General features: G+C 69.2%; 22 protein-coding genes. 9 read left to right on the top strand and 13 right to left on the bottom strand.

Features of this window, described 5'->3' with window-relative positions; genetic code table 11:
• Positions 1–100 precede the first annotated feature (100 nt).
• Positions 101–1,636 carry an amidophosphoribosyltransferase gene (purF, locus tag AC5Y6X_RS03765; RefSeq protein ID WP_324673687.1) on the top strand — a complete coding sequence of 512 codons (1,536 nt, stop codon included), beginning with the start codon at positions 101–103 and terminating at the stop codon, positions 1,634–1,636.
• Positions 1,637–1,684: 48 nt separating this feature from the next.
• Positions 1,685–2,779 carry a phosphoribosylformylglycinamidine cyclo-ligase gene (purM, locus tag AC5Y6X_RS03760; RefSeq protein ID WP_499984608.1) on the top strand — a complete coding sequence of 365 codons (1,095 nt, stop codon included), beginning with the start codon at positions 1,685–1,687 and terminating at the stop codon, positions 2,777–2,779.
• Between the two features lie 20 nt (positions 2,780–2,799).
• Here purM and AC5Y6X_RS03755 read toward each other — a convergent pair whose 3' ends face one another.
• Both AC5Y6X_RS03755 and ygfZ read right to left on the bottom strand, forming a co-directional pair.
• Complete coding sequence (locus tag AC5Y6X_RS03755) at positions 2,800–2,994, bottom strand: DUF3073 domain-containing protein (RefSeq protein WP_324673690.1); 195 nt, start codon at positions 2,992–2,994, stop codon at positions 2,800–2,802.
• 148 nt (positions 2,995–3,142) lie between these two features.
• Positions 3,143–4,237, bottom strand: coding sequence for a CAF17-like 4Fe-4S cluster assembly/insertion protein YgfZ (ygfZ, locus tag AC5Y6X_RS03750; protein WP_499984607.1), 1,095 nt, complete (start codon positions 4,235–4,237; stop codon positions 3,143–3,145).
• A 67-nt stretch (positions 4,238–4,304) separates the two neighbouring features.
• Between ygfZ and AC5Y6X_RS03745 the strand changes: the two genes are divergently transcribed.
• Positions 4,305–5,168, top strand: a complete 864-nt coding sequence (locus AC5Y6X_RS03745; RefSeq protein WP_499985224.1) for an aminodeoxychorismate lyase — start codon at positions 4,305–4,307, stop codon at positions 5,166–5,168.
• Positions 5,169–5,651: 483 nt separating this feature from the next.
• Here AC5Y6X_RS03745 and AC5Y6X_RS03740 read toward each other — a convergent pair whose 3' ends face one another.
• The 7 genes from AC5Y6X_RS03740 to lmeA all read right to left on the bottom strand — a co-directional run bounded on the left by AC5Y6X_RS03740 (position 5,652) and on the right by lmeA (position 9,565).
• Entirely contained in the window at positions 5,652–6,320 is a 669-nt protein-coding gene (locus AC5Y6X_RS03740; protein ID WP_499984605.1) for a heme-binding beta-barrel domain-containing protein, read from the bottom strand.
• Between the two features lie 151 nt (positions 6,321–6,471).
• Entirely contained in the window at positions 6,472–6,774 is a 303-nt protein-coding gene (locus AC5Y6X_RS03735; RefSeq protein WP_499984603.1) for a DUF1416 domain-containing protein, read from the bottom strand.
• 1 nt (position 6,775) lies between these two features.
• Complete coding sequence (locus tag AC5Y6X_RS03730) at positions 6,776–7,609, bottom strand: sulfurtransferase (protein WP_499984602.1); 834 nt, start codon at positions 7,607–7,609, stop codon at positions 6,776–6,778.
• Between the two features lie 31 nt (positions 7,610–7,640).
• Positions 7,641–8,120 carry a DUF4395 domain-containing protein gene (locus AC5Y6X_RS03725; RefSeq protein ID WP_499984600.1) on the bottom strand — a complete coding sequence of 160 codons (480 nt, stop codon included), beginning with the start codon at positions 8,118–8,120 and terminating at the stop codon, positions 7,641–7,643.
• A gap of 97 nt (positions 8,121–8,217) precedes the next feature.
• Positions 8,218–8,331 (bottom strand): Ms5788A family Cys-rich leader peptide, encoded by a 114-nt coding sequence (locus AC5Y6X_RS03720; RefSeq protein ID WP_369805001.1) that lies wholly within the window; start codon positions 8,329–8,331, stop codon positions 8,218–8,220.
• A gap of 5 nt (positions 8,332–8,336) precedes the next feature.
• A complete protein-coding gene (locus AC5Y6X_RS03715) occupies positions 8,337–8,759 on the bottom strand; it encodes a thioredoxin family protein (protein WP_499984599.1) in 423 nt (140 codons plus the stop codon).
• Positions 8,756–9,565: a mannan chain length control protein LmeA gene (gene lmeA / locus AC5Y6X_RS03710; protein ID WP_499985222.1), complete on the bottom strand. Its 810-nt coding sequence runs from the start codon at positions 9,563–9,565 to the stop codon at positions 8,756–8,758. Before lmeA ends, AC5Y6X_RS03715 begins: the two co-directional genes overlap by 4 nt.
• Positions 9,566–9,761: 196 nt before the next feature.
• Between lmeA and AC5Y6X_RS03705 the strand changes: the two genes are divergently transcribed.
• From AC5Y6X_RS03705 to pstB, 6 genes are all read left to right on the top strand, one after another.
• Complete coding sequence (locus tag AC5Y6X_RS03705) at positions 9,762–10,547, top strand: winged helix-turn-helix transcriptional regulator (protein ID WP_499985221.1); 786 nt, start codon at positions 9,762–9,764, stop codon at positions 10,545–10,547.
• Positions 10,544–11,488 carry a mycothiol synthase gene (mshD, locus tag AC5Y6X_RS03700; RefSeq protein ID WP_499984597.1) on the top strand — a complete coding sequence of 315 codons (945 nt, stop codon included), beginning with the start codon at positions 10,544–10,546 and terminating at the stop codon, positions 11,486–11,488. The genes AC5Y6X_RS03705 and mshD overlap by 4 nt, the downstream gene beginning before the upstream one ends.
• Before the next feature lie 131 nt (positions 11,489–11,619).
• Positions 11,620–12,717 carry a phosphate ABC transporter substrate-binding protein PstS gene (gene pstS, locus AC5Y6X_RS03695; RefSeq protein ID WP_499985219.1) on the top strand — a complete coding sequence of 366 codons (1,098 nt, stop codon included), beginning with the start codon at positions 11,620–11,622 and terminating at the stop codon, positions 12,715–12,717.
• 43 nt (positions 12,718–12,760) lie between these two features.
• A complete protein-coding gene (pstC, locus tag AC5Y6X_RS03690; protein WP_499984596.1) occupies positions 12,761–13,798 on the top strand; it encodes a phosphate ABC transporter permease subunit PstC in 1,038 nt (345 codons plus the stop codon).
• Positions 13,795–14,709 carry a phosphate ABC transporter permease PstA gene (gene pstA / locus AC5Y6X_RS03685; protein WP_499984595.1) on the top strand — a complete coding sequence of 305 codons (915 nt, stop codon included), beginning with the start codon at positions 13,795–13,797 and terminating at the stop codon, positions 14,707–14,709. The genes pstC and pstA overlap by 4 nt, the downstream gene beginning before the upstream one ends.
• A gap of 13 nt (positions 14,710–14,722) precedes the next feature.
• Complete coding sequence (pstB, locus tag AC5Y6X_RS03680) at positions 14,723–15,499, top strand: phosphate ABC transporter ATP-binding protein PstB (RefSeq protein WP_324673717.1); 777 nt, start codon at positions 14,723–14,725, stop codon at positions 15,497–15,499.
• Here the strand turns inward: pstB and phoU are convergent.
• From phoU to AC5Y6X_RS03660, 4 genes are all read right to left on the bottom strand, one after another.
• Entirely contained in the window at positions 15,475–16,164 is a 690-nt protein-coding gene (phoU, locus tag AC5Y6X_RS03675) for a phosphate signaling complex protein PhoU (RefSeq protein WP_324673719.1), read from the bottom strand. The genes pstB and phoU overlap by 25 nt on opposite strands.
• 58 nt (positions 16,165–16,222) lie before the next feature.
• Positions 16,223–18,232, bottom strand: coding sequence for an LCP family glycopolymer transferase (locus tag AC5Y6X_RS03670; protein ID WP_499984587.1), 2,010 nt, complete (start codon positions 18,230–18,232; stop codon positions 16,223–16,225).
• A 168-nt stretch (positions 18,233–18,400) separates the two neighbouring features.
• Complete coding sequence (gene dusB, locus AC5Y6X_RS03665) at positions 18,401–19,534, bottom strand: tRNA dihydrouridine synthase DusB (RefSeq protein WP_499984583.1); 1,134 nt, start codon at positions 19,532–19,534, stop codon at positions 18,401–18,403.
• A gap of 7 nt (positions 19,535–19,541) precedes the next feature.
• Positions 19,542–20,564, bottom strand: a complete 1,023-nt coding sequence (locus AC5Y6X_RS03660) for an acyl-ACP desaturase (RefSeq protein ID WP_324673725.1) — start codon at positions 20,562–20,564, stop codon at positions 19,542–19,544.
• Positions 20,565–20,662 lie beyond the last annotated feature (98 nt).

Below are 20,662 nucleotides of genomic sequence, written 5' to 3'. Positions count from 1 at the left end.
GATTTTCGGCGCTCAACACGCCCGTCGGATTCGGCGCCGGGCCCGCCGTGGCCGTAGACTCCGTTACGTCACCACCCGTTCCCCAGGGAGCCGCCGACCCGTGACCGTCCAGGAACCCCAGCAGGACCTGAACTCACCGCGTGAAGAGTGTGGCGTATTCGGGGTCTGGGCCCCCGGCGAAGAAGTCGCCAAACTCACCTACTACGGCTTGTACGCGTTGCAACACCGCGGCCAGGAGGCCGCGGGCATCGCCGTCGCCGACGGCTCCCAGGTGTTGGTCTTCAAAGACCTCGGCCTGGTCAGTCAGGTCTTCGACGAGCAGACGCTGGGGGCCATGCAGGGCCACGTCGCCATCGGGCACTGCCGCTACTCCACCACCGGCGACACCACGTGGGAAAACGCCCAGCCGGTGTTCCGCAACACCGCGGCGGGCACCGGAGTTGCGTTGGGCCACAACGGAAATCTGGTCAACACCGCCGAGCTTGCCGCCCGTGCCCGCGACGCGGGGTTGATCGCCAAGCGCTGCCCCGCGCCGGCGACCACCGACTCCGACATTCTGGGCGCGCTGCTGGCCCACGGCGCCGCCGACGCCACCCTCGAGCAGGCGGCGCTGGAGCTGTTGCCGACCGTGCGGGGGGCGTTCTGCCTGACGTTCATGGACGAGAACACGCTGTACGCCTGCCGCGACCCGCACGGGGTGCGCCCGCTTTCGCTCGGGCGGCTGGATCGCGGCTGGGTGGTGGCCTCCGAAACGGCTGCGCTCGACATCGTCGGCGCCTCGTTCGTGCGCGACATCGAACCGGGTGAACTGCTGGCCATCGACGCCGACGGGGTGCGGTCGACGCGCTTTGCCAACCCCACGCCCAAGGGCTGCGTCTTCGAGTACGTCTACCTGGCGCGGCCGGACAGCACGATCGCCGGCCGATCCGTGCACGCCGCCCGGGTGGAGATCGGTCGCCGGCTGGCCCGCGAATGCCCGGTCGACGCCGACCTGGTGATCGGCGTGCCGGAGTCGGGCACCCCCGCGGCGGTGGGATACGCGCAGGAGTCCGGCGTCCCCTACGGGCAGGGCCTGATGAAGAACGCCTACGTCGGACGGACCTTCATCCAGCCGTCGCAGACCATCCGCCAGCTCGGTATCCGGCTCAAGCTCAACCCGCTGCGGGAGGTGATCCGGGGCAAGCGGCTTATCGTCGTCGACGACTCGATCGTCCGCGGCAACACCCAGCGCGCGCTGCTGCGGATGTTGCGCGAGGCCGGGGCCGTCGAGGTGCACGTGCGCATCGCCTCACCGCCGGTGAAGTGGCCGTGCTTCTACGGCATCGACTTCCCGTCACCGGCGGAGCTGATCGCCAACGCCGTCGAGGACGAGGAAGAAATGCTCGAGGCGGTGCGGCACGCCATCGGCGCCGACACGCTGGGTTACATCTCGCTGCGGGGCATGATCGCCGCTTCGGACCAGCCGGCCTCGCGGCTGTGCACCGCCTGCTTCGACGGCAAGTATCCGATCGAGCTGCCCAGCGAAACCGCGCTCGGCAAGAACGTCATCGAGCACATGCTCGCCAACGCCGCGCGCGGATCCGGGCTCGACGATCTCGCGCCCGGCGACGTACCCGAAGTGCCGATCGCGCACTGACCGCAGTTCGATACCGGCGGTGAGCGCCGCCCGGTAGCCTTTATCGCGATGACGGATCCCGGAAAAAGCCCCGGACGCAACCCGGGCAGCCAGGGCATCACCTACGCGTCGGCCGGGGTGGACATTGAAGCCGGTGATCGCGCCGTCGAACTGTTCAAGCCGCTGGCCACGAAGGCCACCAGGCCCGAGGTGCGCGGCGGGCTGGGCGGATTCGCGGGACTGTTCGCGCTGCGCGGCGGCTACCGGGAACCGGTGCTGGCGGCCTCCACCGACGGGGTGGGCACCAAGGTGGCCGTCGCCCAGGCGATGGACAAACACGACACCGTGGGCCTGGACCTGGTGGCGATGGTCGTCGACGACCTCGTGGTCTGCGGCGCCGAACCGCTCTTCCTGCAGGACTACATCGCGGTCGGCCGGACGGTCCCGGAACGGCTGAGCGCGATCGTCAGCGGCATCGCCGAGGGATGCGTGCGGGCCGGCTGCGCGCTGCTGGGCGGCGAGACCGCGGAACACCCCGGCCTGATGGAGCCCGACCACTACGACATCTCGGCCACCGGCGTGGGCATCGTCGAGGCCGACGACGTGCTGGGCCCCGATCGCGTCAAACCGGGCGACGTCGTCATCGCGCTGGGCTCGTCCGGCCTGCATTCCAACGGATACTCGCTGGCCCGCTCGGTACTACTCGAGATCGACCGGATGAACCTGGCCGGCTATGTGGAGGAGTTCGGCCGCACCCTCGGCGAGGAGCTGCTGGAGCCGACCCGGATCTACGCCAAGGACTGCCTGGCCCTGACCGCCGAAACCCACGTCCGGACGTTCTGCCACGTCACCGGCGGGGGGCTGGCCGGCAACCTGCAGCGGGTCATCCCGCACGGCCTGACCGCCGAGATCGACCGGGGCACCTGGACGCCCGCGCCGGTGTTCGCGATGATCGCGCAGCGCGGCCGGGTTTCGCGCGAGGAGATGGAAAAGACGTTCAACATGGGCGTCGGCATGATCGCCGTCGTGGCGCCCGAGGACACCGACCGCGCCCTGGCCATATTGACCGCGCGGCACTTGGACTGCTGGGTGCTGGGGACGGTCTGCAAGGGCGGGAAAGCGGCCCCGCGGGCACGGTTGGTCGGGCAACACCCCAGGTTTTAGGGGGCTAACGGGTGAAGGGACTAACGACGCCAGTCGTCCTCGCGGGCCCAGGCATCGTCCGCGGCTAGATCGTCCGAGCCGTCCAGCTCGTCGGAATCGTCGGCACCGGTCCCGGACAGCTCGCGCTGGAGCCTCTCGAAGTCGGTCTGCGGGGAGCTGTACTTGAGTTCTCGAGCAACCTTGGTCTGCTTTGCCTTAGCCCGGCCGCGGCCCATGGGGGAACCCCCTCGCGCAATAACGGAGCGGCCTAACGATGTAGGCGGCTCCGATCTCTTGGTGTCGTTATTGTCCTGCCGACAGTTTACCGTGCCTCACGGTTGGGCGTCGGTGCCCCCTGCCCGCCGTGGCGGACCGCATTTCTCATCATCGCGTACCGCCCCGCAACCGTTCAACGGCCAGTCGGCCCGCACCGATCTGGTCGGCCGACGGCAGCGAGTCGGGGTCGATGACCGCGGCGACCGCCGCCTGGTCGCCGGTCGCGAGTTCGGTGTCGGCGGGCAGCCCACGCTTGAGCAGCGCCAGCGCCACCGGCCCGAGGTCGACGTGGTCGACCACGGTTCCCAGGCGCCCGACGGTGCGACCGCCGGCCACCACGGGGTCACCCGTCGCGGGGCGCTCAACCGAACCGTCGAGGTGCAGCAGCACCAGCATCCGCGGGGGTTTGCCGAGGTTGTGGACCCGCGCGACGGTCTCCTGCCCGCGATAGCATCCCTTGTCCAGGTGGACCGCGCCGGCGCCCGGACCGCCGATCCAGCCCACCTCGTGGGGGATGGTGCGCTCGTCGGTGTCGACGCCGAGCCGGGGACGCCGGGCCGCGACCCGGTGAGCCTCGTAGGCCCACACCCCGGCCGGTCGCACGCCCGCCCGCGCCAACCGGTCCTTCCAGTCCGCCGACTCGCCGCGCGGCACCAGCAGGTCCAGCTCGATGTCGCCGGCGGTGGCGGCGGGCATCCGCCGCACGAAGCCGCCACCGGCCACCGGAACCGCGGTCAGTTCGGCGGGCAGCGCGTCGAGGCCAAGCGCGTCGAGCACCACCCGGTCGGCCAGCCGCGGCCCCAGCAGCGACAGCACCGCCATGTCAGTAGCCGCGGGCGTGACGTCGGACCAGAACACCATCTTGCGCAGATAGTCCAGCAGCGGCTCACCCCGCCACGGCTCGGTGTCCATATAGGTGGTGCCGCCCAGCTCGCTCTGGATCCAGTGGTCCTCCACCCGGCCCTGGCCGTCGAGGCTGAGGTTCTCGGTGCTGGCGCCCTCGGGCAGCTCGCTGACGTACTGGGTCGAAATGCTGTGCAGCCACGCCTGCCGGTCGCCGCCGGTCAGGGTGAGCACCGCGCGATGCGAGCGGTCCACGACCACCGCATCGGTTTCGGCCGACCGCTGCTCACCCAGCGGATCGCCGTAGTGCCAGATCGCGCCCGCGTCGGGTCCGGAGTCGGGCGCGGGGACTGCAGTCATGTGTCAACTCTACGGATCGCCCGTCCAACGAGGGTGATGCTCGCGGCTAAGCTTCAGGACCATGGCTGTGATCGTGACCTTGGACGGCGCGATGCATCCGCCGGGGGCGCCGCTGTTGCACGCCGACGACCTCGCCGCGGTCCGCGGCGACGGCATCTTCGAGACGCTGCTGGTCCGCGACGGCGCGGCGTGCCTGGTCGAATCCCATCTGCAGCGGCTGACCCAATCGGCCAAATACATGGACCTGCCCGAGCCGGACCTCGCGAGCTGGCGGCGCGCGATCGACGTGGCGACGCGGCAGTGGGCCGCGGACACCGCCGACGAGGGCGCGCTGCGACTGATCTACAGCCGGGGCCGCGAGGGCGGCTCGCCACCCACCGCCTACGTGATGGTCAATCCCGTCCCGGACAGGGTCGCGGCGGTTCGGCGCGACGGATTGTCGGCGGTCACGCTGGATCGCGGATTGCCCGCCACCGGTGCCGACGCGATGCCGTGGCTGCTGGCCGGCGCCAAAACCCTGTCGTACGCGGTCAATATGGCCGCCCTGCGCCACGCAGCCCGGCAGGGCGCCGGCGACGTGATCTTCGTGAGCTCGGACGGCTACATCCTGGAGGGCCCCCGCTCGACGGTGGTGATCGCGACCGCCTCCGAACATGGTGATCCGTGCCTGCTGACGCCGCCGCCGTGGTATCCGATCCTGCGCGGCACCACCCAGCAGGCCCTGTTCGAGGTCGCCCGGGCCAAGGGTTACGACTGTGACTACCGGGCGCTGCGAGTCGCGGATCTGCTTGCCGCACAAGGGATCTGGCTGGTATCGAGCATGACGCTGGCCGCGCGCGTGCACACGCTCGACGGCCGGCCGCTGCCTCGATCGCCGATGGCCGCGGAATTCGCCGAACTGGTCGACGTCGCCATCGTCAGCGATCGTTGAGCCCAAGTCATCGCCAAGGCGGCACGATACGGGTAACTACGCCCCAATCCGGTTAACCGGAATTAGATGCAGCGCAACAGGCAAGCAATCACCCGGTAACAGGCGGGTATCTATTCGCCTCCAAAATCAACGGAGCACCGCCCATATCACGCACTTCGGAAGAAGGAAGAGTCGATGAAGAGGGCACTACTCGGCGCATCGGCGGCAGCGGCGATAGCACTGGCACCCCTGTGCATTCCACCGGCCCACGCCGACCCCGCAGGTGCTTGTGGCGGTATCACCGATCCCAGGCAGGCATCGACGAATTCCTGTGCGATGAACCCGGTGCGCAAATACCGACTGGGCGATTGCGAGGGGGCGAGCCCGTTCGACGGACAGATGGGCCAAGTTTGTGGGTGACTGCGGCGGTCTGACCCCCTTGATCCGCGATGTTCGGAGCGCACGCCCGGACGTCGAGGACCACGCAGAAGGGCCGGTCGCGGGCTATCCGGCGAACCGCGAAAGGCGCGCCGACAGGTGCGGCACCAGGCCGCCGTCGGCGTCCACCCGTTCCTCCACGTAGGCCAGGTCGCCGCCCTCGACGATGCCGTAGAGGCGCTTGGCGCCGCCGACCAGCACACCGGACCGGCTGCGGGCCAGCGCATCGGTCACCAGCTCCCACGACGACTGGGTGCGCGGGCGTCCGTAGAACAGTTCGACGTAGCCGGCGGAGTGGGCCAGCAGCAACTCGATGGCCTGGGACTCGCTGGGATCGTCGGGATCGTTGACGAAGCGCCAGAACCCGGTCTCGCGCAGGCCGGGTTCCTGATAGTTGCCGGCGTCGTCGAGTCGCCAGGAGCGCGCTTCCCAGTTCAGGTAGTCGCCGCCGTCGTGGGAGACCACGATCTGCTGACCGAATCGGTAGTCGCCGTCGGCCGCGCGGCCCTCGCCTTCGCCGCGCCACACGCCGACCAGGGGCAGCAGCGCCAGCAGCGCGTCGTGCAGGTTGGCGCCCTCGCGCAGGTTGGCCGTGTCGGCGGGGACGGGCAAGTCGTCGAAGGCGGGGATGTTGCGGGCTGCGGTCACCTTCGCGCGTTCGGCGGCGGCGGCCACGGCACGATCGCCGGAACCCGCGGGACCGGGCAGTCCATCGGGATCGTCGCCGGGCGTCACGACTCGTCGGTGATGAGCCGGTAGAGCGTGTACAGCGCGAACCATGAGATGAGCACGGTCATCGCGACCAGGATGATCTCGAAGAAGAGCACCACGGGGACAAGTCTATTCGTCCCGCGGTGTGCGGGGGCGTCCCGGTCGGGCCGCTCGGTCAGGCGACCTTGACGTCCACCTCGTGGATGCCCGCGCCGGACGGCCGCACCACGGCGTCGCCGTTGCCGACCGCCGACAGCGCGCGCACCGTCCACGAGCCCGGCGCGGCGAAGAACCGGAAGTCACCGGTGGCCGACGCGACCACCTCGGCGGTGAACTCGTCCGACGAATCCAGCAGGCGGACGAATGCGCCACCCACGGCCTGGCCGTCGCGGTCCACGACGCGGCCGGTGATCACCGTTTCCTTCTCCAGGTCGACGCTGGCGGGCAACGCCGGTCCTTGCTTCGGTCCAGAGCACATATCAGCTTCCCAACTCGATCGGGGCACCCACCAGGGAGCCGTATTCCGTCCAACTGCCGTCGTAGTTCTTCACATTCCGATGCCCGAGTAATTCCTGCAGAACGAACCAGGTGTGCGACGAGCGTTCCCCGATTCGGCAGTACGCGATGGTTTCCTTGGTGCCGTCCAGGCCGGCGTCGGCGTAGATCTTGGCCAGCTCCTCGTCGGACTTGAAGGTGCCGTCCTCGTTGGCGGCCCTGCTCCACGGGACGTTGATCGCGCCGGGGATGTGTCCGGGGCGCTGGCTCTGCTCCTGCGGCAGGTGCGCCGGCGCGAGGATCTTGCCGGAGAATTCGTCGGGTGAGCGCACGTCGACGAGGTTCTTGTTGTTGATCGCCGCGATGACCTCGTCGCGGAACGCCCGGATGCTGTTGTCCGGCGGGGCCGCCGTGTAGGAGGTCTCCGGCCTGCTGACGGGGTCGCTGGACAGCGGGCGCCGGTCCAGCTCCCACTTCTTGCGGCCGCCGTCGAGCAGCTTGACCTTGTCGTGCCCGTACAGCTTGAAGTACCAGTACGCGTAGGCCGCGAACCAGTTGTTGTTGCCGCCGTAGAGGATCACGGTGTCGTCGTTGGAGATGCCGCGCTCGGAGAGCAGCTTGGAGAACTGCTGGGCGTCGACGAAGTCGCGCTTGACGGGGTCCTGCAGGTCGGTGCGCCAATCCAGCTTGATGGCGCCCGGGATGTGGCCGCCGTCGTAAGCGCTGGTGTCCTCGTCGACCTCGACGAAGACGACGTTCGAAGCGTCGAGATTGCTCTCGGCCCAGTCAGCGGAGACCAGGACGTCGGAGCGTGCCATGGGAGGGATCCTTTCGGTTTTCTTCTCGTGGTCAGACGGGTTGCGTGCGACGGTCGGTCGGCCGCAAGCGCGCAACGAGCGGGTAGAGCTGGCAGCCCAGGCAGATGCCGAAGGCCGCGTTCAGGAACGCGGCCACCAAAGCGGCGGCGGTGGCGACGATGCCCAGGGGGGTTGCGCCGCCGGCGAATCCGGCGGCGCCGGCGACTGCGAACACCAACCCCACCAACTGGGCGAACTTCAGCGGCGGCACGGGTTCGCGTTCGGTGACCGGTCCCAGCCGGGGCGCCACCACGGTGGCGAACACGCGCCCGTAGGGGTGACGGCGGGGCCCACCCGCGGCGCCGACGGCGAAGACCACCGCCTGCAGGCCCAGCAGGACCGCGGCGGCCAACGGGCTGACCGCCGAGACGACGAGCGTGACGACCAGGACCGCGGTCGTGACCCAGGCGGTGAACCTGGGCCCGCGCACGTCGACGCGGTCCGGCCGGGTGCTGGTGGTGCTGCTTGACACGAACGACTCCTAGGTACGCCTATTGCACGGAAACGATGGGAGGCATGCCACGGTGGGGCTCCGGGCTGCTCCGAGCTACGCGGAAGGGCGCGGCTACTCAGCAGCTACAGCAACAGCAACAACCCGCGATGCGGCACAGATCGACTGCGCGACGCTTGGTGAGCATGGGCTCGAGGCGGGCTGACACGTCGGCAAGCTTACCCAATGACATAGTGCTCAAGCCAACAGCGGTTCCAGCGCCGACCGCAGGTCGGCGGCCGTGGGCACTCCCGAGGCCCGGTACCGCTGCCGCCCGTCGACGTCGAAGATCAACGTGGTGGGCAGCGACAGCACCGAAAATCGGCGCGCGGCCTGCGGATTGGCGTCCAGGTCGACCTCGACGTGGGCGACGTCGCCCAGGTCGTCGCAGACCTGGCCGACCACCCGGCGGACGCGATCACACGGCCCGCACCACGGCGCGCTGAAATGCACGACGGTCGGGCCGGCGCGGGAAAGCCCGAGGTCGGCGGCGTCCGCGGCGGCGAGCGGGTGCGGCCCGGAATCGACTTCGCGGACGGTTCCGGTGCGCCGGGTGAGCAACCATCCCGCGAGGGTTGCCACCAGGACGGCCGCGACGGCGGCGACAACGACGGTGGTCATGATTGCTTGAACCCGTCCAGCCTGATCGTTACTCCCCGGGCAACCCCTTCGATGATGACGTCGGAGCCGCGCGCTCCCTCGCTGGTGGGCGCGACCGCGAACGGCAGCCGCTGGTTGGGCAGCCGGCCGCTGAAGGCGTGCAGCACCGCGTCCCGCTTGTCGTCGGGAACGGCCTGATTGGCGGTGTCCGGCCCGGTCAGCACGCCGGTCGGGGTCATCACCAGCGTCGCCTGGTCGTCGGGGGCGATGGACAGGTCGACCGAGACGCTGACCCGGTGCTCGAAGCCGGCCGAGTGCGGCGTGCCGGTGAACACCAGGCCGTGGCTGTCGGAGATGCCCGACGCGGTGACGCCGCCGGTGGCGGTGTTGGTTTCCTTGGGCGGGGCCTCGACCATCAGGTCGCTGATCCCCATGTACCGGCCCAGGTGCGTCGAGTCGATGATGATGCGGCTCTCCAGCCGGCCGACCCGAAGGTCCGCGTCCGGCCTGATCAGCCAGGACGCATGGGTCAGGTCCACCGAGTACATCGTGGCCTCGAGGGTGGCCTTGCCGACCATCGCGTGGTCGACGGCGTTGGCCTTGATCTCCACCTGGGTGTAGCGATCGCGCATCGCCTGCGGCAGGAACGGGAAGGCCAGGATGGCGACGAACGGGTCCGACCCCAGATCCGCCGCCCTGCGCACGTTGGACGACAGCCGGTATTCGGCGTAGATGCTGGCCCCGTAGTCGACGCCGAGGGCCCCGATGGCGATCACGGCCGTCGCCGCCGCCGCGATCACGCCGATCAGCACCCTGCGCATCCGGATATTGTGGCCTGTCCATCGCCGGCCCGCCGCACGGCGGGCGCCCGCACCCCCGGCAGAGCGGTTGGTCACACTCCGCGCCGAAGGGCTTCGTCACCGGGCGAACCACCAGGTGGCAAGTTATCGTTAGATGACCTGGCCGCTAACGCCGCATTGCGTTGTCGATTTGGGAGATGCCTTTCCCACGAGCTGGAGGGGCCTGTTGGAGCTTTTACTGCTGACCTCGGAGCTGCACCCCGACCCGGTCCTGCCGTCGTTGACGCTGCTGCCGCACTCCGTCCGGACCGCGCCGCCCGAGCCGTCGTCGTTGCTGGAGGCCGGAACCGCGGACGCCGTGCTCGTCGACGCGCGCACCGACCTGTCCTCGGCGCGCGGCCTGTGCCGCCTATTGAGCACGGCGGGCCGGTCGGTCCCGGTCCTGGCGGTCGTCAGCGAGGGCGGCCTGGTGGCGGTCAGCTCCGACTGGGGTTTGGACGAGATCCTGCTGCCCAGCACCGGGCCCGCCGAGGTCGACGCCCGGCTGCGGTTGGTGGTCGGCCGCCGCGGCGGGCTGGCCGATCAGGAAAGCGCCGGCAAGGTGAGCCTCGGCGAGCTGGTGATCGACGAGGGCACCTACACCGCGCGCCTGCGCGGTCGCCCGCTCGACCTCACATACAAGGAATTCGAGCTGCTGAAGTACCTGGCCCAGCACGCCGGCCGGGTGTTCACCCGGGCTCAGCTACTGCACGAGGTGTGGGGGTATGACTTCTTCGGCGGCACCCGCACCGTCGACGTGCACGTGCGGCGACTGCGGGCCAAACTCGGCCCCGAGTACGAAGCGCTGATCGGCACCGTGCGCAACGTGGGCTACAAGGCCGTCCGGCCGGCCCGCGGCCGGGCGTCGGTGGCCGAGCCCGAGCCCACCGAAGAGGCCGACACCGAAAAAGCCGAACCCGACACCGACGGCCTGCAGGACCCGCTGGTCGATCCGTTACGCAGTCAGTGACGTCGTCGGATCCCAAGCCCGACTGGCGCTCGGCGCTGAGCGCCGACGAGCAACGGGGCGTGCGCGAATTAATCACTGCGGCAACCGAATTCGATGGGGTGGCGCCCGTGGGCGAGCAGGTGCTGCGGGAGCTCGACCAGGGTCGCACCGACCATCTGCTGGTCACCGGCTCCGAAAACCCGCCGGGGCCCACGATCGTCGGCTACCTCAATCTCAGCCCGCCGCGCGACGGCGGCGCCGGGATGGCCGAGCTGGTGGTGCATCCGCGGGCCCGCCGACGCGGCATCGGCGCCGAGATGGCTCGCGCGGCGCTGGCCAAGACCGGGGGGCGCAACCAGTTCTGGGCGCACGGCACCCTCGAGCCCGCGCGGGCCACCGCGTCGGCGCTGGGTCTGGTGCCGGTCCGCGAACTGGTCCAGATGCGCCGCCCGCTGCGCGACCTTCCCGACACCGTGCCCCCGGTGCCGGGCGTCACGGTGCGCCCCTACGCGGGCCCCGGCGACGACGCCGAGCTGCTGCGCGTCAACAACGCCGCGTTCGCCGAGCATCCCGAGCAGGGCGGGTGGACCGAGGCCGACCTGGCGGAGCGGCGCCGCGAACCGTGGTTCGACCCGACGGGCCTGTTCCTGGCGTTCGCCGACCCCGCGAGCGAGCAGGCGGGCAGGCTGCTGGGCTTCCACTGGACCAAGGTGCACCTCGACCGGCCGGGCCTGGGCGAGGTCTACGTGTTGGGCGTCGACCCGTCGGCGCAGGGCCGCGGCCTGGGCCAGCTGTTGACGGCCGTCGGCATCGAATCGCTGGCGCGGCGGCTCGCCGGCTCGGCCGAACCGACCGTGATGCTGTACGTGGAGTCGGACAACGTCGCGGCAATGCGGACCTACGTGCGTTCGGGTTTCACCACCTACAGCGTCGACACCGCCTACGCACCGCGCCCCGCCTGAACGGAAACACCGGCGCCGACGCATACTTTCGCGGTGACTTGGCAACCTCCCTTTGGGGATGGCCCGGCGGCGCCGCGTGCGCCGCGATGCGTGAGAAAGCGAGATCGGTGAGCCGCGACAGGGTTGGCAGGATGCTGGGGGCCGCGGCGTTGACGACGGTGATCGGTGCTGCGGCCCTGACCGGTTGCGGCAGCGACAACAACCGCGCCGCGTCGACGACCGCCGGCTCGGGACCGGCCGGCGCCGCGGCCTGCGCCGGGAAGAACCTGCTGACGGCGGAGGGGTCGACCGCCCAACAGAATGCGATGGCTTTGTTCAACCAGGCGTGGGGTCAGTACTGCCCGGGCAAGAGCGTGGCCTACAACCCGACCGGCTCGGGCGCCGGCCGGGAGCAGTTCATCGCCGGGCACGTCGACTTCGCCGGCGCGGACTCTCCGCTGGTCGCCGACCAGCTCGGCCCGGCCGCCAAGCGCTGCGGCGGAAACCCGGCGTGGGACCTGCCGCTGGTGTTCGGGCCGGTGGCGCTGGTCTATCACCTGCCGGGCATTCAGGGGCTGGTCCTGAGCAGCGACGCCCTGGCGAGGATCTTCAGCGGCAGGATCACCGCCTGGAACGACCCGATCCTCGCGGCGCTCAATCCTGGCGTCGCCCTGCCGGACACCAAGATCACGCCGATCTACCGGTCGGATTCGTCGGGCACCACCGACAACCTGCAGAAATACCTCACGGCCGCCGCGCCGCAGACCTGGACCAAGGGGGTCGGCACCGAGTTCCAGGGTGGTGTCGGCGAGGGGGCCACGAAGTCCGGAGGAGTGATCCAGGCGGTGCTGGCCACACCGGGCGGCATCGGATACGTCGAGAAGGGCTTCGCCGACCAGGCCCGCCTGCCCTACGCCCAGATCGACACCGGCAATGGCGTGGTGCCGCTGCGCACCGACACCGCGAGCAACGCCGTCAACGCGGCCCGCTTCGTGGCCGACGGCAACGACCTGGTGCTGGACCTGAACCCGATGTACGACACCAAGGAACCGCGCGCCTACCCGCTGGTGCTGGCCACCTACGAAATCGTGTGCTCCAAGGGCTACGACGCGGACACCTCCCGGGCGATCAAGTCGTTCATCACGATGGCCGCCAACAACGGTCAGGCCGGGCTTTCGTCGGCCGGCTATGTTCCGCTGCCCGATAAGGTCAAGGAGCGATTGGTCAACGCGGTCAACGCGCTGCAGTAGCCGCCGGGTGTAGGGGAGCGTGAGAGCAAGTGACGGGATCACCGTGACAACGCCGAACCCGGCCGACGCGGGTTCGGGTGCGGTCGTCGCTGCGCCCTCCCGGGCGGCGCCGATCATCCCCATCAGCCCGTGGGGCGTGCACCGACCACGCCTGGGGGACCAGATATTTCGCCGGCTGGCGCAGAGCTCCGGTGTCCTGATCGTCGTCCTCATCGTCGCGATCGGCGGGTTCCTGTTGTTGCGCGCGATACCCGCCTTGCAGCGCAACCGGGAGAACTTTTTCGGCTACGGCGGCAACTGGGTCACCACCGATACCTCGGCCATGCACTTCGGAATCCTGGACCTGCTGCAGGTGACCGTGGCCGTGTCGCTGTTCGCGTTGGTCCTGGCCATGCCGGTCGCCCTCGGCGTCGCCACCTGTCTCACCCAGTACGCGCCGCGGCGCGTTGCCGTGGTCCTGGCCTACACCGTGGACCTGCTGGCCGCGGTGCCCTCGATCATCTACGGCGCCTGGGGGTTACACGTGCTGGCGCCGCATTTGCGACCCATCGCGACGTGGCTCAACCGCACCCTGGGCTGGTGCTTCCTGTTCGCCACCGGGAATGCATCCGTGGCCGGCGGCGGCACCATCTTCACCGGCGGGATCGTGCTGGCGGTGATGATCCTGCCGATCATCGCCGCGGTCACCCGCGAGGTGTTCGCCCAGACGCCGCGCGATCAGATCGAGGCCGCGCTGGCGCTCGGCGCCACCCGGTGGGAGGTGGTCAAGACCACCGTGCTGCCGTTCGGGCGGTCCGGCTACGTCAGCGCCGCCATGCTGGGTCTCGGGCGTGCCATGGGCGAGACGGTCGCGCTGCTGATCCTGTTGCGCGGCACCCAAAAAGCGTTCGGCTGGTCGCTGTTCGACGGCGGTTCGACCCTCGCGACCAAGATCGCGGCGGCCGCGTCGGAGTTCAACGACCAATACCGGGCCGGCGCCTACATCGCCGCGGGGCTGGTGCTCTTTCTGCTCACCTTCGTGGTCGACGCCGTGGCGCGCGGTGCCCTCACCGGGACCAGAACCGCGGGGTTGCACCCGTGACCTCGATCCTGGACCGCCCCCTGAAACCGAGGACGATCTCGGTGGTGAGCCGGCGCCGTCGGGTCGCGAACATCGTTGCTGCCGTGCTGGTGTCGGGCTCGGTGGTGATTGCGCTGATGCCGTTGCTGTGGGTGCTGGGCTCGGTGGCCGCCAAGGGGTACAAGGCGATCACGTCGATCGTGTGGTGGTGGCATTCACAGGCGGGCATGACGGCGTTCGCGGCCGGCGGCGGTGCCTACCACGCGATCGTCGGCACCGTGCTGCAGGGACTGGTGTGCGCGATCATCTCCATCCCGATCGGCGTCATGCTCGCGATCTACCTGGTGGAATATGGCGGCAGCACCCCGCTGGGCAGGTTGGCGTCGTTCATGGTGGACATCCTCGCCGGGGTGCCCTCGATCGTGGCCGCGTTGTTCATCTACGCGCTGTGGGTGGCGACCCTGGGCTTTCCGCGTTCGGAATTCGCGGTGTCGTTGGCGCTGGTCCTGTTGATGCTCCCGGTGATCGTGCGGGCGACCGAGGAGATGCTGCGGACCGTCCCGGTCGACCTGCGCGAGGCCAGTTACGCGCTCGGCGTCCCGAAGTGGAAAACCATTGCCCGGGTGGTGATTCCGACCGGGATGTCGGGCATCTTGACGGGGATCCTGCTCGCGGTGGCCAGGGTGATGGGTGAGACGGCGCCGCTGCTGGTCCTGGTCGGCTACGCGCAGGCCATGAACTTCAACATCTTCAGCGGGTTCATGGGGTCGCTGCCGGGCATGATCTACCACCAGACATCGGCCGGCGCGGGCGTCAACCCGGTTACCACCGGGCGGTTGTGGGGTGCGGCGCTTACCCTGATTCTGATGATCGCGGTTATCAATGTCGCGGCCAGGGCGGTCGCGAAGATCTTCGCCCCCAAGAAGGCGTAGGCAGGAGTAGTCGGTGGCCAAGCGCTTGGACCTGAAGGACGTCAACATCTACTACGGGACGTTCCACGCGGTCGCGGATGTGTCATTGTCGATCCTGCCCCGCAGCGTGACGGCCTTCATCGGCCCGTCCGGCTGCGGCAAGACGACCGTGCTGCGCACGCTCAACCGGATGCATGAGGTGATACCGGGCGCCCGGGTCGAGGGCAGCGTGCTGCTCGACGACGAGAACATCTACGCGCCCAACATCGACCCGGTGGGCGTCCGTCGCGCGATCGGGATGGTGTTCCAGCGGCCAAACCCGTTCCCCGCCATGTCAATTCGCGACAACGTGGTGGCCGGCCTGAAGCTGCAGGGCGTGCGCAACCGCAAGCTGCTCGACGACACCGCCGAATACTCGCTGCGCGGTGCGAACCTGTGGGATGAGGTCAAGGATCGGATGGACAGGCCGGGCGGCGGGTTGTCCGGGGGCCAGCAGCAGCGGTTGTGCATCGCGCGGGCCATCGCCGTCCAGCCCGACGTGTTGCTGATGGACGAGCCGTGCTCCTCGCTGGACCCGATCTCGACGATGGCCATCGAGGACCTGATCAGCGAACTGAAGCAGGACTACACGATCGTCATCGTCACGCACAACATGCAGCAGGCCGCCCGGGTGAGCGATCAGACGGCGTTTTTCAACCTCGAAGCCGTGGGAAAGCCCGGCCGGCTCATCGAGATCGACGACACCGAGAAAATCTTCTCCAACCCGACGCAGAAGGCGACCGAGGACTACATCTCCGGCCGCTTCGGCTGACGCGGGGCGGGCGCCGCGTCGTCCTCCGGGAATCTTCCGGTCGCCTGAAAGATGACACGCCTGGCCACCTCCACCGCGTGGTCGGCGAAGCGCTCGTAGAAGCGGCCCAGCAACGTCACGTCGACGGCGGCCGCCACCCCGTACTTCCATTCGCGGTCCATCAGCACCGAGAACAGGTGCCGGTGCAGGTCGTCCATCGCGTCGTCTTCCTCGCGGATCCGGGCGGCCTTCTCCGGGTCGCGGGACAACACCACCTCTTGGGCGCTGTTACCCAATTCGACTGCGACTCTGCCCATCTCGGCGAAATAACCGTTGACCTCCTCGGGCAGCGCGTGCTGAGGGTGGCGCCGGCGGGTGATCTTGGCGACGTGCAGGGCCAGCGCGCCCATCCGGTCGATGTCGGCCACCATCTGGATGGCGCTCACGATGGACCGGAGATCGCCGGCGACCGGTGCCTGCAAAGCCAGCAGCACGAAGGCGCTCTCCTCGGCCTGCGCGCTCAGCCGGGCGATCTTTTCGTGGTCGGAGATCACCTGTTCGGCCAGCACCAGGTCGGCCTGCAGCAGGGCCTGCGTCGCCCGCTCCATGGCGGCCCCGGCCAGCCCGCACATCTCGCCGAGGCGCTCGGACAATTCCGCGAGCTGCTCGTGGTAGGCGGTGCGCATGTCCCCAAGCCTACGTTCTCGAGTCCCAAAAAGGCGGTCGACCGACCGCGAGAACCGGTTATTCGCAGGTGGTGTCGGCGGCGTTGGTCACCGCAAGGTCCTCGGGCAGCTTGGTGGGCGAGCTGCCGGAGCCGCGTTCTATTTGCATGCTGATCGGCGAGCCGCTGGGCGCCGGGGTGCTCACCGCGTTGAAGTCCGGGCCCAGCACCACCTGAACGACCTGCCCGTAACCGGACACCCGCTGCACCCTCGCGTTGGCCAACGACGACGCCACCGTCGCCGCGGCCTGCTCGTTGCCGGGCGAGAACAGCACCGTCGTCGTGTTCACCGAACTCGGGTAGTCGTCCGGCGTCATCACGTTGAAGCCGTCGCGCTTCAGCTGGCTGGTGGCGGTCGCGGCGAGACCGCTCCGCGCGGTCGCGTTGGACACCCGCACGGTGACGTCGTGCGGCGAGGTCGTGGTGACCTGCTGGTGCTGCGCCTCCGGAGCCGCGGTGGTGGGCGGCGTCTTCTTTGTGGTGGGCGCCGTCGTCGGCCCCGAGGTCGGGGAAGTCCCCAAATTCTTTGCGTTCTGGTCGTTTTCCTCCGGCAGCGGGTCGTCGTTGATGATCGCGTCGAAGAGCGCCCGCATGTCGGCCATCCGCGGCGGCTCGTCGCCGTTCTGGTCGGTCACGCCGGTCGGCACGGTGACGAAGGTCATGTGGCCGGCGGCCATGCCCTGCAACGATTGACCGAGCTGGACCAGGTCCTTGGTCTTGACGTTGTCGACGTAGGTGTCGCCGATGATCAGGTTGACGACGTTGTTGAGCTTGTTGGGATCGAGCAACGTGGCCTCGGAGATCAACGAACGCAGCAGCGACGACAGGAACAGCTGCTGCCGCTTGATCCGGCCGTAGTCCCCGTTGGTCTCGGTGGTGACCTGCCGGGCCCGCACGTAGTTCAATGCCGTTGGGCCGTCGAGCATTTGACGCCCGCTGTGTTCCAGGACCGTGCCCAGCTCGTAGTCGTGCAGCGGCGTGCTGGAGCAGACCTCGACACCGCCCAGCGCATCGACCATCTTCGCGAACCCGGCGAAGTCGACGGCGATGAAGCGGTTGATGTTCAGCCCGGACAGCTTCTGGATCTCCTTCACCAGGCACTTCGGCCCGCCGAAGGCGAACGCCGAGTTCAGCTTGGTCTCCGTGTAGATCATCCGGGAACCCCACGTCTTGGTCTTCGGGTCGTACAGGGGTCCGTACTTGCCGGTGCTCGGGTTCCAGGCCTCGCACTGCATCGGGGTGATCGCCAGGTCGCGGGGGAACGACACCGCCACGACGCGTTTGCGGTTCGCCGGTATGTTGACCAGCATCACCGTGTCCGACCGGGCGCCGTCGGCGTCCTCGGTGTCGCCGGCGCCCATGTTGGCGTTGTCCCCGGCGCGCGAGTCGACCCCGACGATAAGGAAGTTTTCGTCGCCGTACTGCCCACCGGGGTCGCGAATGTCGCTCGAGTCCGGGTCGAGCGCGCTGATGGTGTTGAGGCGGCTGTTCTTCGACGTGCTCCACTGCCATGCCCCGCCCGTCAGCACCAGCGAGAGCACCGCGAACATCGCCGTCAGCGAGCGCCCGGCGAGCAGCAGCGGCCGCCGGCGTGACTTGGGCGCCGGCGCTTCGTCGACGGCGTCGTCTGGCTCGGGCGGCTCGGGGGCGGCGAGCGAGTAGGCCGGGGTGTCGATGACCTCGGTTTCCTGCAAGGCGATGGGGACGACGGGCGAGTCCGGCTCGGGAGCGGGCTCGGGGGCCAGGTGATGGTGGCGGGGCCGGCCGGCGGGCGGGGCGCCGACCTTGGCGATCAGGTCGGCGACGCTGATCCCACCGGCGGTGTGACATCCGGCCGGCGCGTCGTCGTCACCGGCGTCGTGCTCGACGGGCGGCTCGATGAGCGACGGCTCGACCTGCCATCGGTGGGCGGCGTCGTTGCGCTCCGGCTCGTAGAACCGCTCCCACGGGGCGGCGCGGAGCGACGGGCGCGTGCCGTTGCCGCCCGCGCGCCGATAGCCAAGAGCGGCGTCGTACTCGCCGTCACCCAATGTCTACCGGCCTCCGAATCTTTGATGCGGACGCCCACGGTGTCCGTGTGCGTGCGTCCAACGCGGGCCCGGGCGGCGGGGTGAACCGATCCGCCGCCGAGCGCAATGCAACAAGGCCCACATCGTACTGAGTTATCGCGCCGGACGCGATGCCGAGACCGCGTCGGCTCAGCCGCCGGAGTGCATGACGTCCGCCCCGGCCGGCACGGTGCAGTCGTCGGGGTCGCTCAGCCAACCGTCGGGCAGCGCCACCCGGGCGGGCGAGCCCTGCCGGCCGCGAGGTCCCGTCGCCGCGTCCGGGAACGGAACGGCGCCGTCGAGCCGGTCCAGCAGGCGGTCGAGCTCGTCGAGCGTGGCGACCATGGCCAGCGCCCGGCGCAGCTCGGAGCCCGCGGGGAAACCGTGCAGGTACCAGGCGATGTGCTTGCGGATGTCGCGCATGCCCTTGTCCTCGCCGAAATGCGCGGCCAGCAGCTCGCCGTGGCGCCGCACGATGTCGGCGACCTCGCCCAGGGTGGGCGGGGTGGGCGGCGCGCTGCCGGTGAACGCGGCCGACAACTCGGCGAACAGCCAGGGCCGGCCCAGGCAGCCGCGGCCGATCACGACGCCGTCGCACCCGGTGCTGGCCATCATGGCCAGCGCGTCGCTGGCGTCGTAGATGTCGCCGTTGCCCAGCACCGGAATCGTCGTCACCTGCTCCTTGAGCAGGGCGATCTGCTCCCAGTCGGCGCTGCCCGAGTAGCGCTGCGCCGCCGTGCGGGCGTGCAGCGCCACCGCCGCGGCGCCCTCGGCTTCGGCGATGCGGCCGGCGTCCAGGTGGGTGTGGTGGTCGTCGTCGATGCCGATGCGGAACTTGACCGTCACTGGGATCTCGGTGCCCTCGGTGGCGCGCACCGCCGCGGCGACGATCCGGCCGAACAACCGCCGCTTGAACGGCAGCGCCGCGCCCCCGCCGCGCTTGGTCACCTTGGGCACCGGGCAGCCGAAGTTCATGTCGATGTGGTCGGCCCGGCCCTCGTCGGCGATCATCTTGGCGGCCGCGTAGGTGGTGGCCGGGTCGACGGCGTAGAGCTGCAGCGAGCGTGGCGACTCGTCCGGGGAGAACGTCGTCATGTGCATGGTGACCGGATGGCGCTCGACGAGCGCACGCGCGGTCACCATCTCGCAGACGTACAGCCCGCTGACGGTGCCGACCTTCGACTGCTCCAGTTCACGGCACAGCGTGCGGAACGCGACGTTGGTCACGCCCGCCATCGGCGCCAGCACCACCGGGCTGGCGAGGGTGATCGGACCTATGCGCAAGGCCGGATTAGCGGCGGCTCATCGTCAGCGTGCCCGCCGTCTGGTGCAGCTCGAACGCGGTGGTCTTCTTGCCCGTGCGTTCCTCCCGCTCGAGCTGGCGCCGCTTGGAGATCTCGAACTTGTCGCAGGTGGTCTCGAGCTCCTTGATCAGCAGGGCGAGGTCGTCGCGCAGGGCGGCGGCCTCACCGGTGAAGTCGTCGCGCTCGAAGATGCGCCACTTCTTGAGCACCGGCATGACGACCTCGTCGAGGTGGATGCGCGGGTCGTACACGCCGCCGACGGCGATCATCACGGCCTTGCGCCGGAATTCGGGCACCTGGTAGCCGGGCATCTGGAAGTTGCGCAGCACCTTGTGCAGCGACTTCATCGCCTGGTTGGGCGCGATCGCAAAGCCGGCCTCGGTGACATCGCGGTAGAAGATCATGTGCAGGTTCTCGTCGGCCGAGATCTTGGCCAACATCTGGTCGGCGATCGTCTCGTTACAGGCTCTACCGGTGTTGCGGTGCGAGATCCGGGTGGCCAACTCCTGGAACGTGACGTACGTGATCGAGTCGAACAGGCTCTCGGCGAACAGGTCCTCGCGAACCTGGTGGTTCTGGCCGGGGCTGAAGCCGCGGTTCACCACCTCGATGCGCAACTTCTCCAATTCGTAAGGGTCGACCGCGCGGGTCACCACCAGGTAGTCGCGCAGCGCGATCCCGTGCCGGTTCTCCTCGGCGGTCCAGCGGTTGACCCACTGGCCCCAGGCGCCGTCCAGGCCGAAGTTCATTGCGATCTCGCGGTGATACGAGGGCAGGTTGTCCTCGGTCATCAGGTTCTGCACCATCGCCACCTGGGCGACGTCGGACAGCTTGGACTGCCCGGGTTCCCAATCCTGCCCGCCCAGCGCGTAGAAGTTCTTGCCGTCCGACCACGGGATGTAGTCGTGCGGGTTCCAGTTCTTGTGCATGCTTTCGTGCCGGTTCAGGTACTTCTCGACGACCGGTTCAAGTTCCTGCAACAGCTGTAGGTTTGTCAGCTCGGCTGACATAGGTCCTCCAGTTATCTGTGTCTGATGGTTGCACCAATATATCTGTGTACCCCAGTAGCAACAAGTTCCCTCGCCGCACGTCGGCGGTTTCCCGAGCC

This window comes from Mycobacterium sp. NGS26, assembly GCF_059813025.1.
Note: the sequence above shows the minus strand (reverse complement) of the source record. Positions and strands in the feature narration are given on the sequence as shown.

What these genes read in the sequence shown, in the direction of transcription:
- AC5Y6X_RS03735 (WP_499984603.1), bottom strand. Translation starts at nt 6,774, where the DNA reads ATGTGCTCTGGACCGAAGCAAGGACCGGCGTTGCCCGCCAGCGTCGAC.
- AC5Y6X_RS03660 (WP_324673725.1), bottom strand. Translation starts at nt 20,564, where the DNA reads ATGTCAGCCGAGCTGACAAACCTACAGCTGTTGCAGGAACTTGAACCG.
- phoU (WP_324673719.1), bottom strand. Translation starts at nt 16,164, where the DNA reads ATGCGCACCGCCTACCACGAGCAGCTCGCGGAATTGTCCGAGCGCCTC.
- AC5Y6X_RS03730 (WP_499984602.1), bottom strand. Translation starts at nt 7,609, where the DNA reads ATGGCACGCTCCGACGTCCTGGTCTCCGCTGACTGGGCCGAGAGCAAT.
- AC5Y6X_RS03720 (WP_369805001.1), bottom strand. Translation starts at nt 8,331, where the DNA reads ATGTCATTGGGTAAGCTTGCCGACGTGTCAGCCCGCCTCGAGCCCATG.
- ygfZ (WP_499984607.1), bottom strand. Translation starts at nt 4,237, where the DNA reads ATGACTGCAGTCCCCGCGCCCGACTCCGGACCCGACGCGGGCGCGATC.
- AC5Y6X_RS03755 (WP_324673690.1), bottom strand. Translation starts at nt 2,994, where the DNA reads ATGGGCCGCGGCCGGGCTAAGGCAAAGCAGACCAAGGTTGCTCGAGAA.
- pstS (WP_499985219.1), top strand. Translation starts at nt 11,620, where the DNA reads ATGCTGGGGGCCGCGGCGTTGACGACGGTGATCGGTGCTGCGGCCCTG.
- purM (WP_499984608.1), top strand. Translation starts at nt 1,685, where the DNA reads ATGACGGATCCCGGAAAAAGCCCCGGACGCAACCCGGGCAGCCAGGGC.
- AC5Y6X_RS03715 (WP_499984599.1), bottom strand. Translation starts at nt 8,759, where the DNA reads ATGACCACCGTCGTTGTCGCCGCCGTCGCGGCCGTCCTGGTGGCAACC.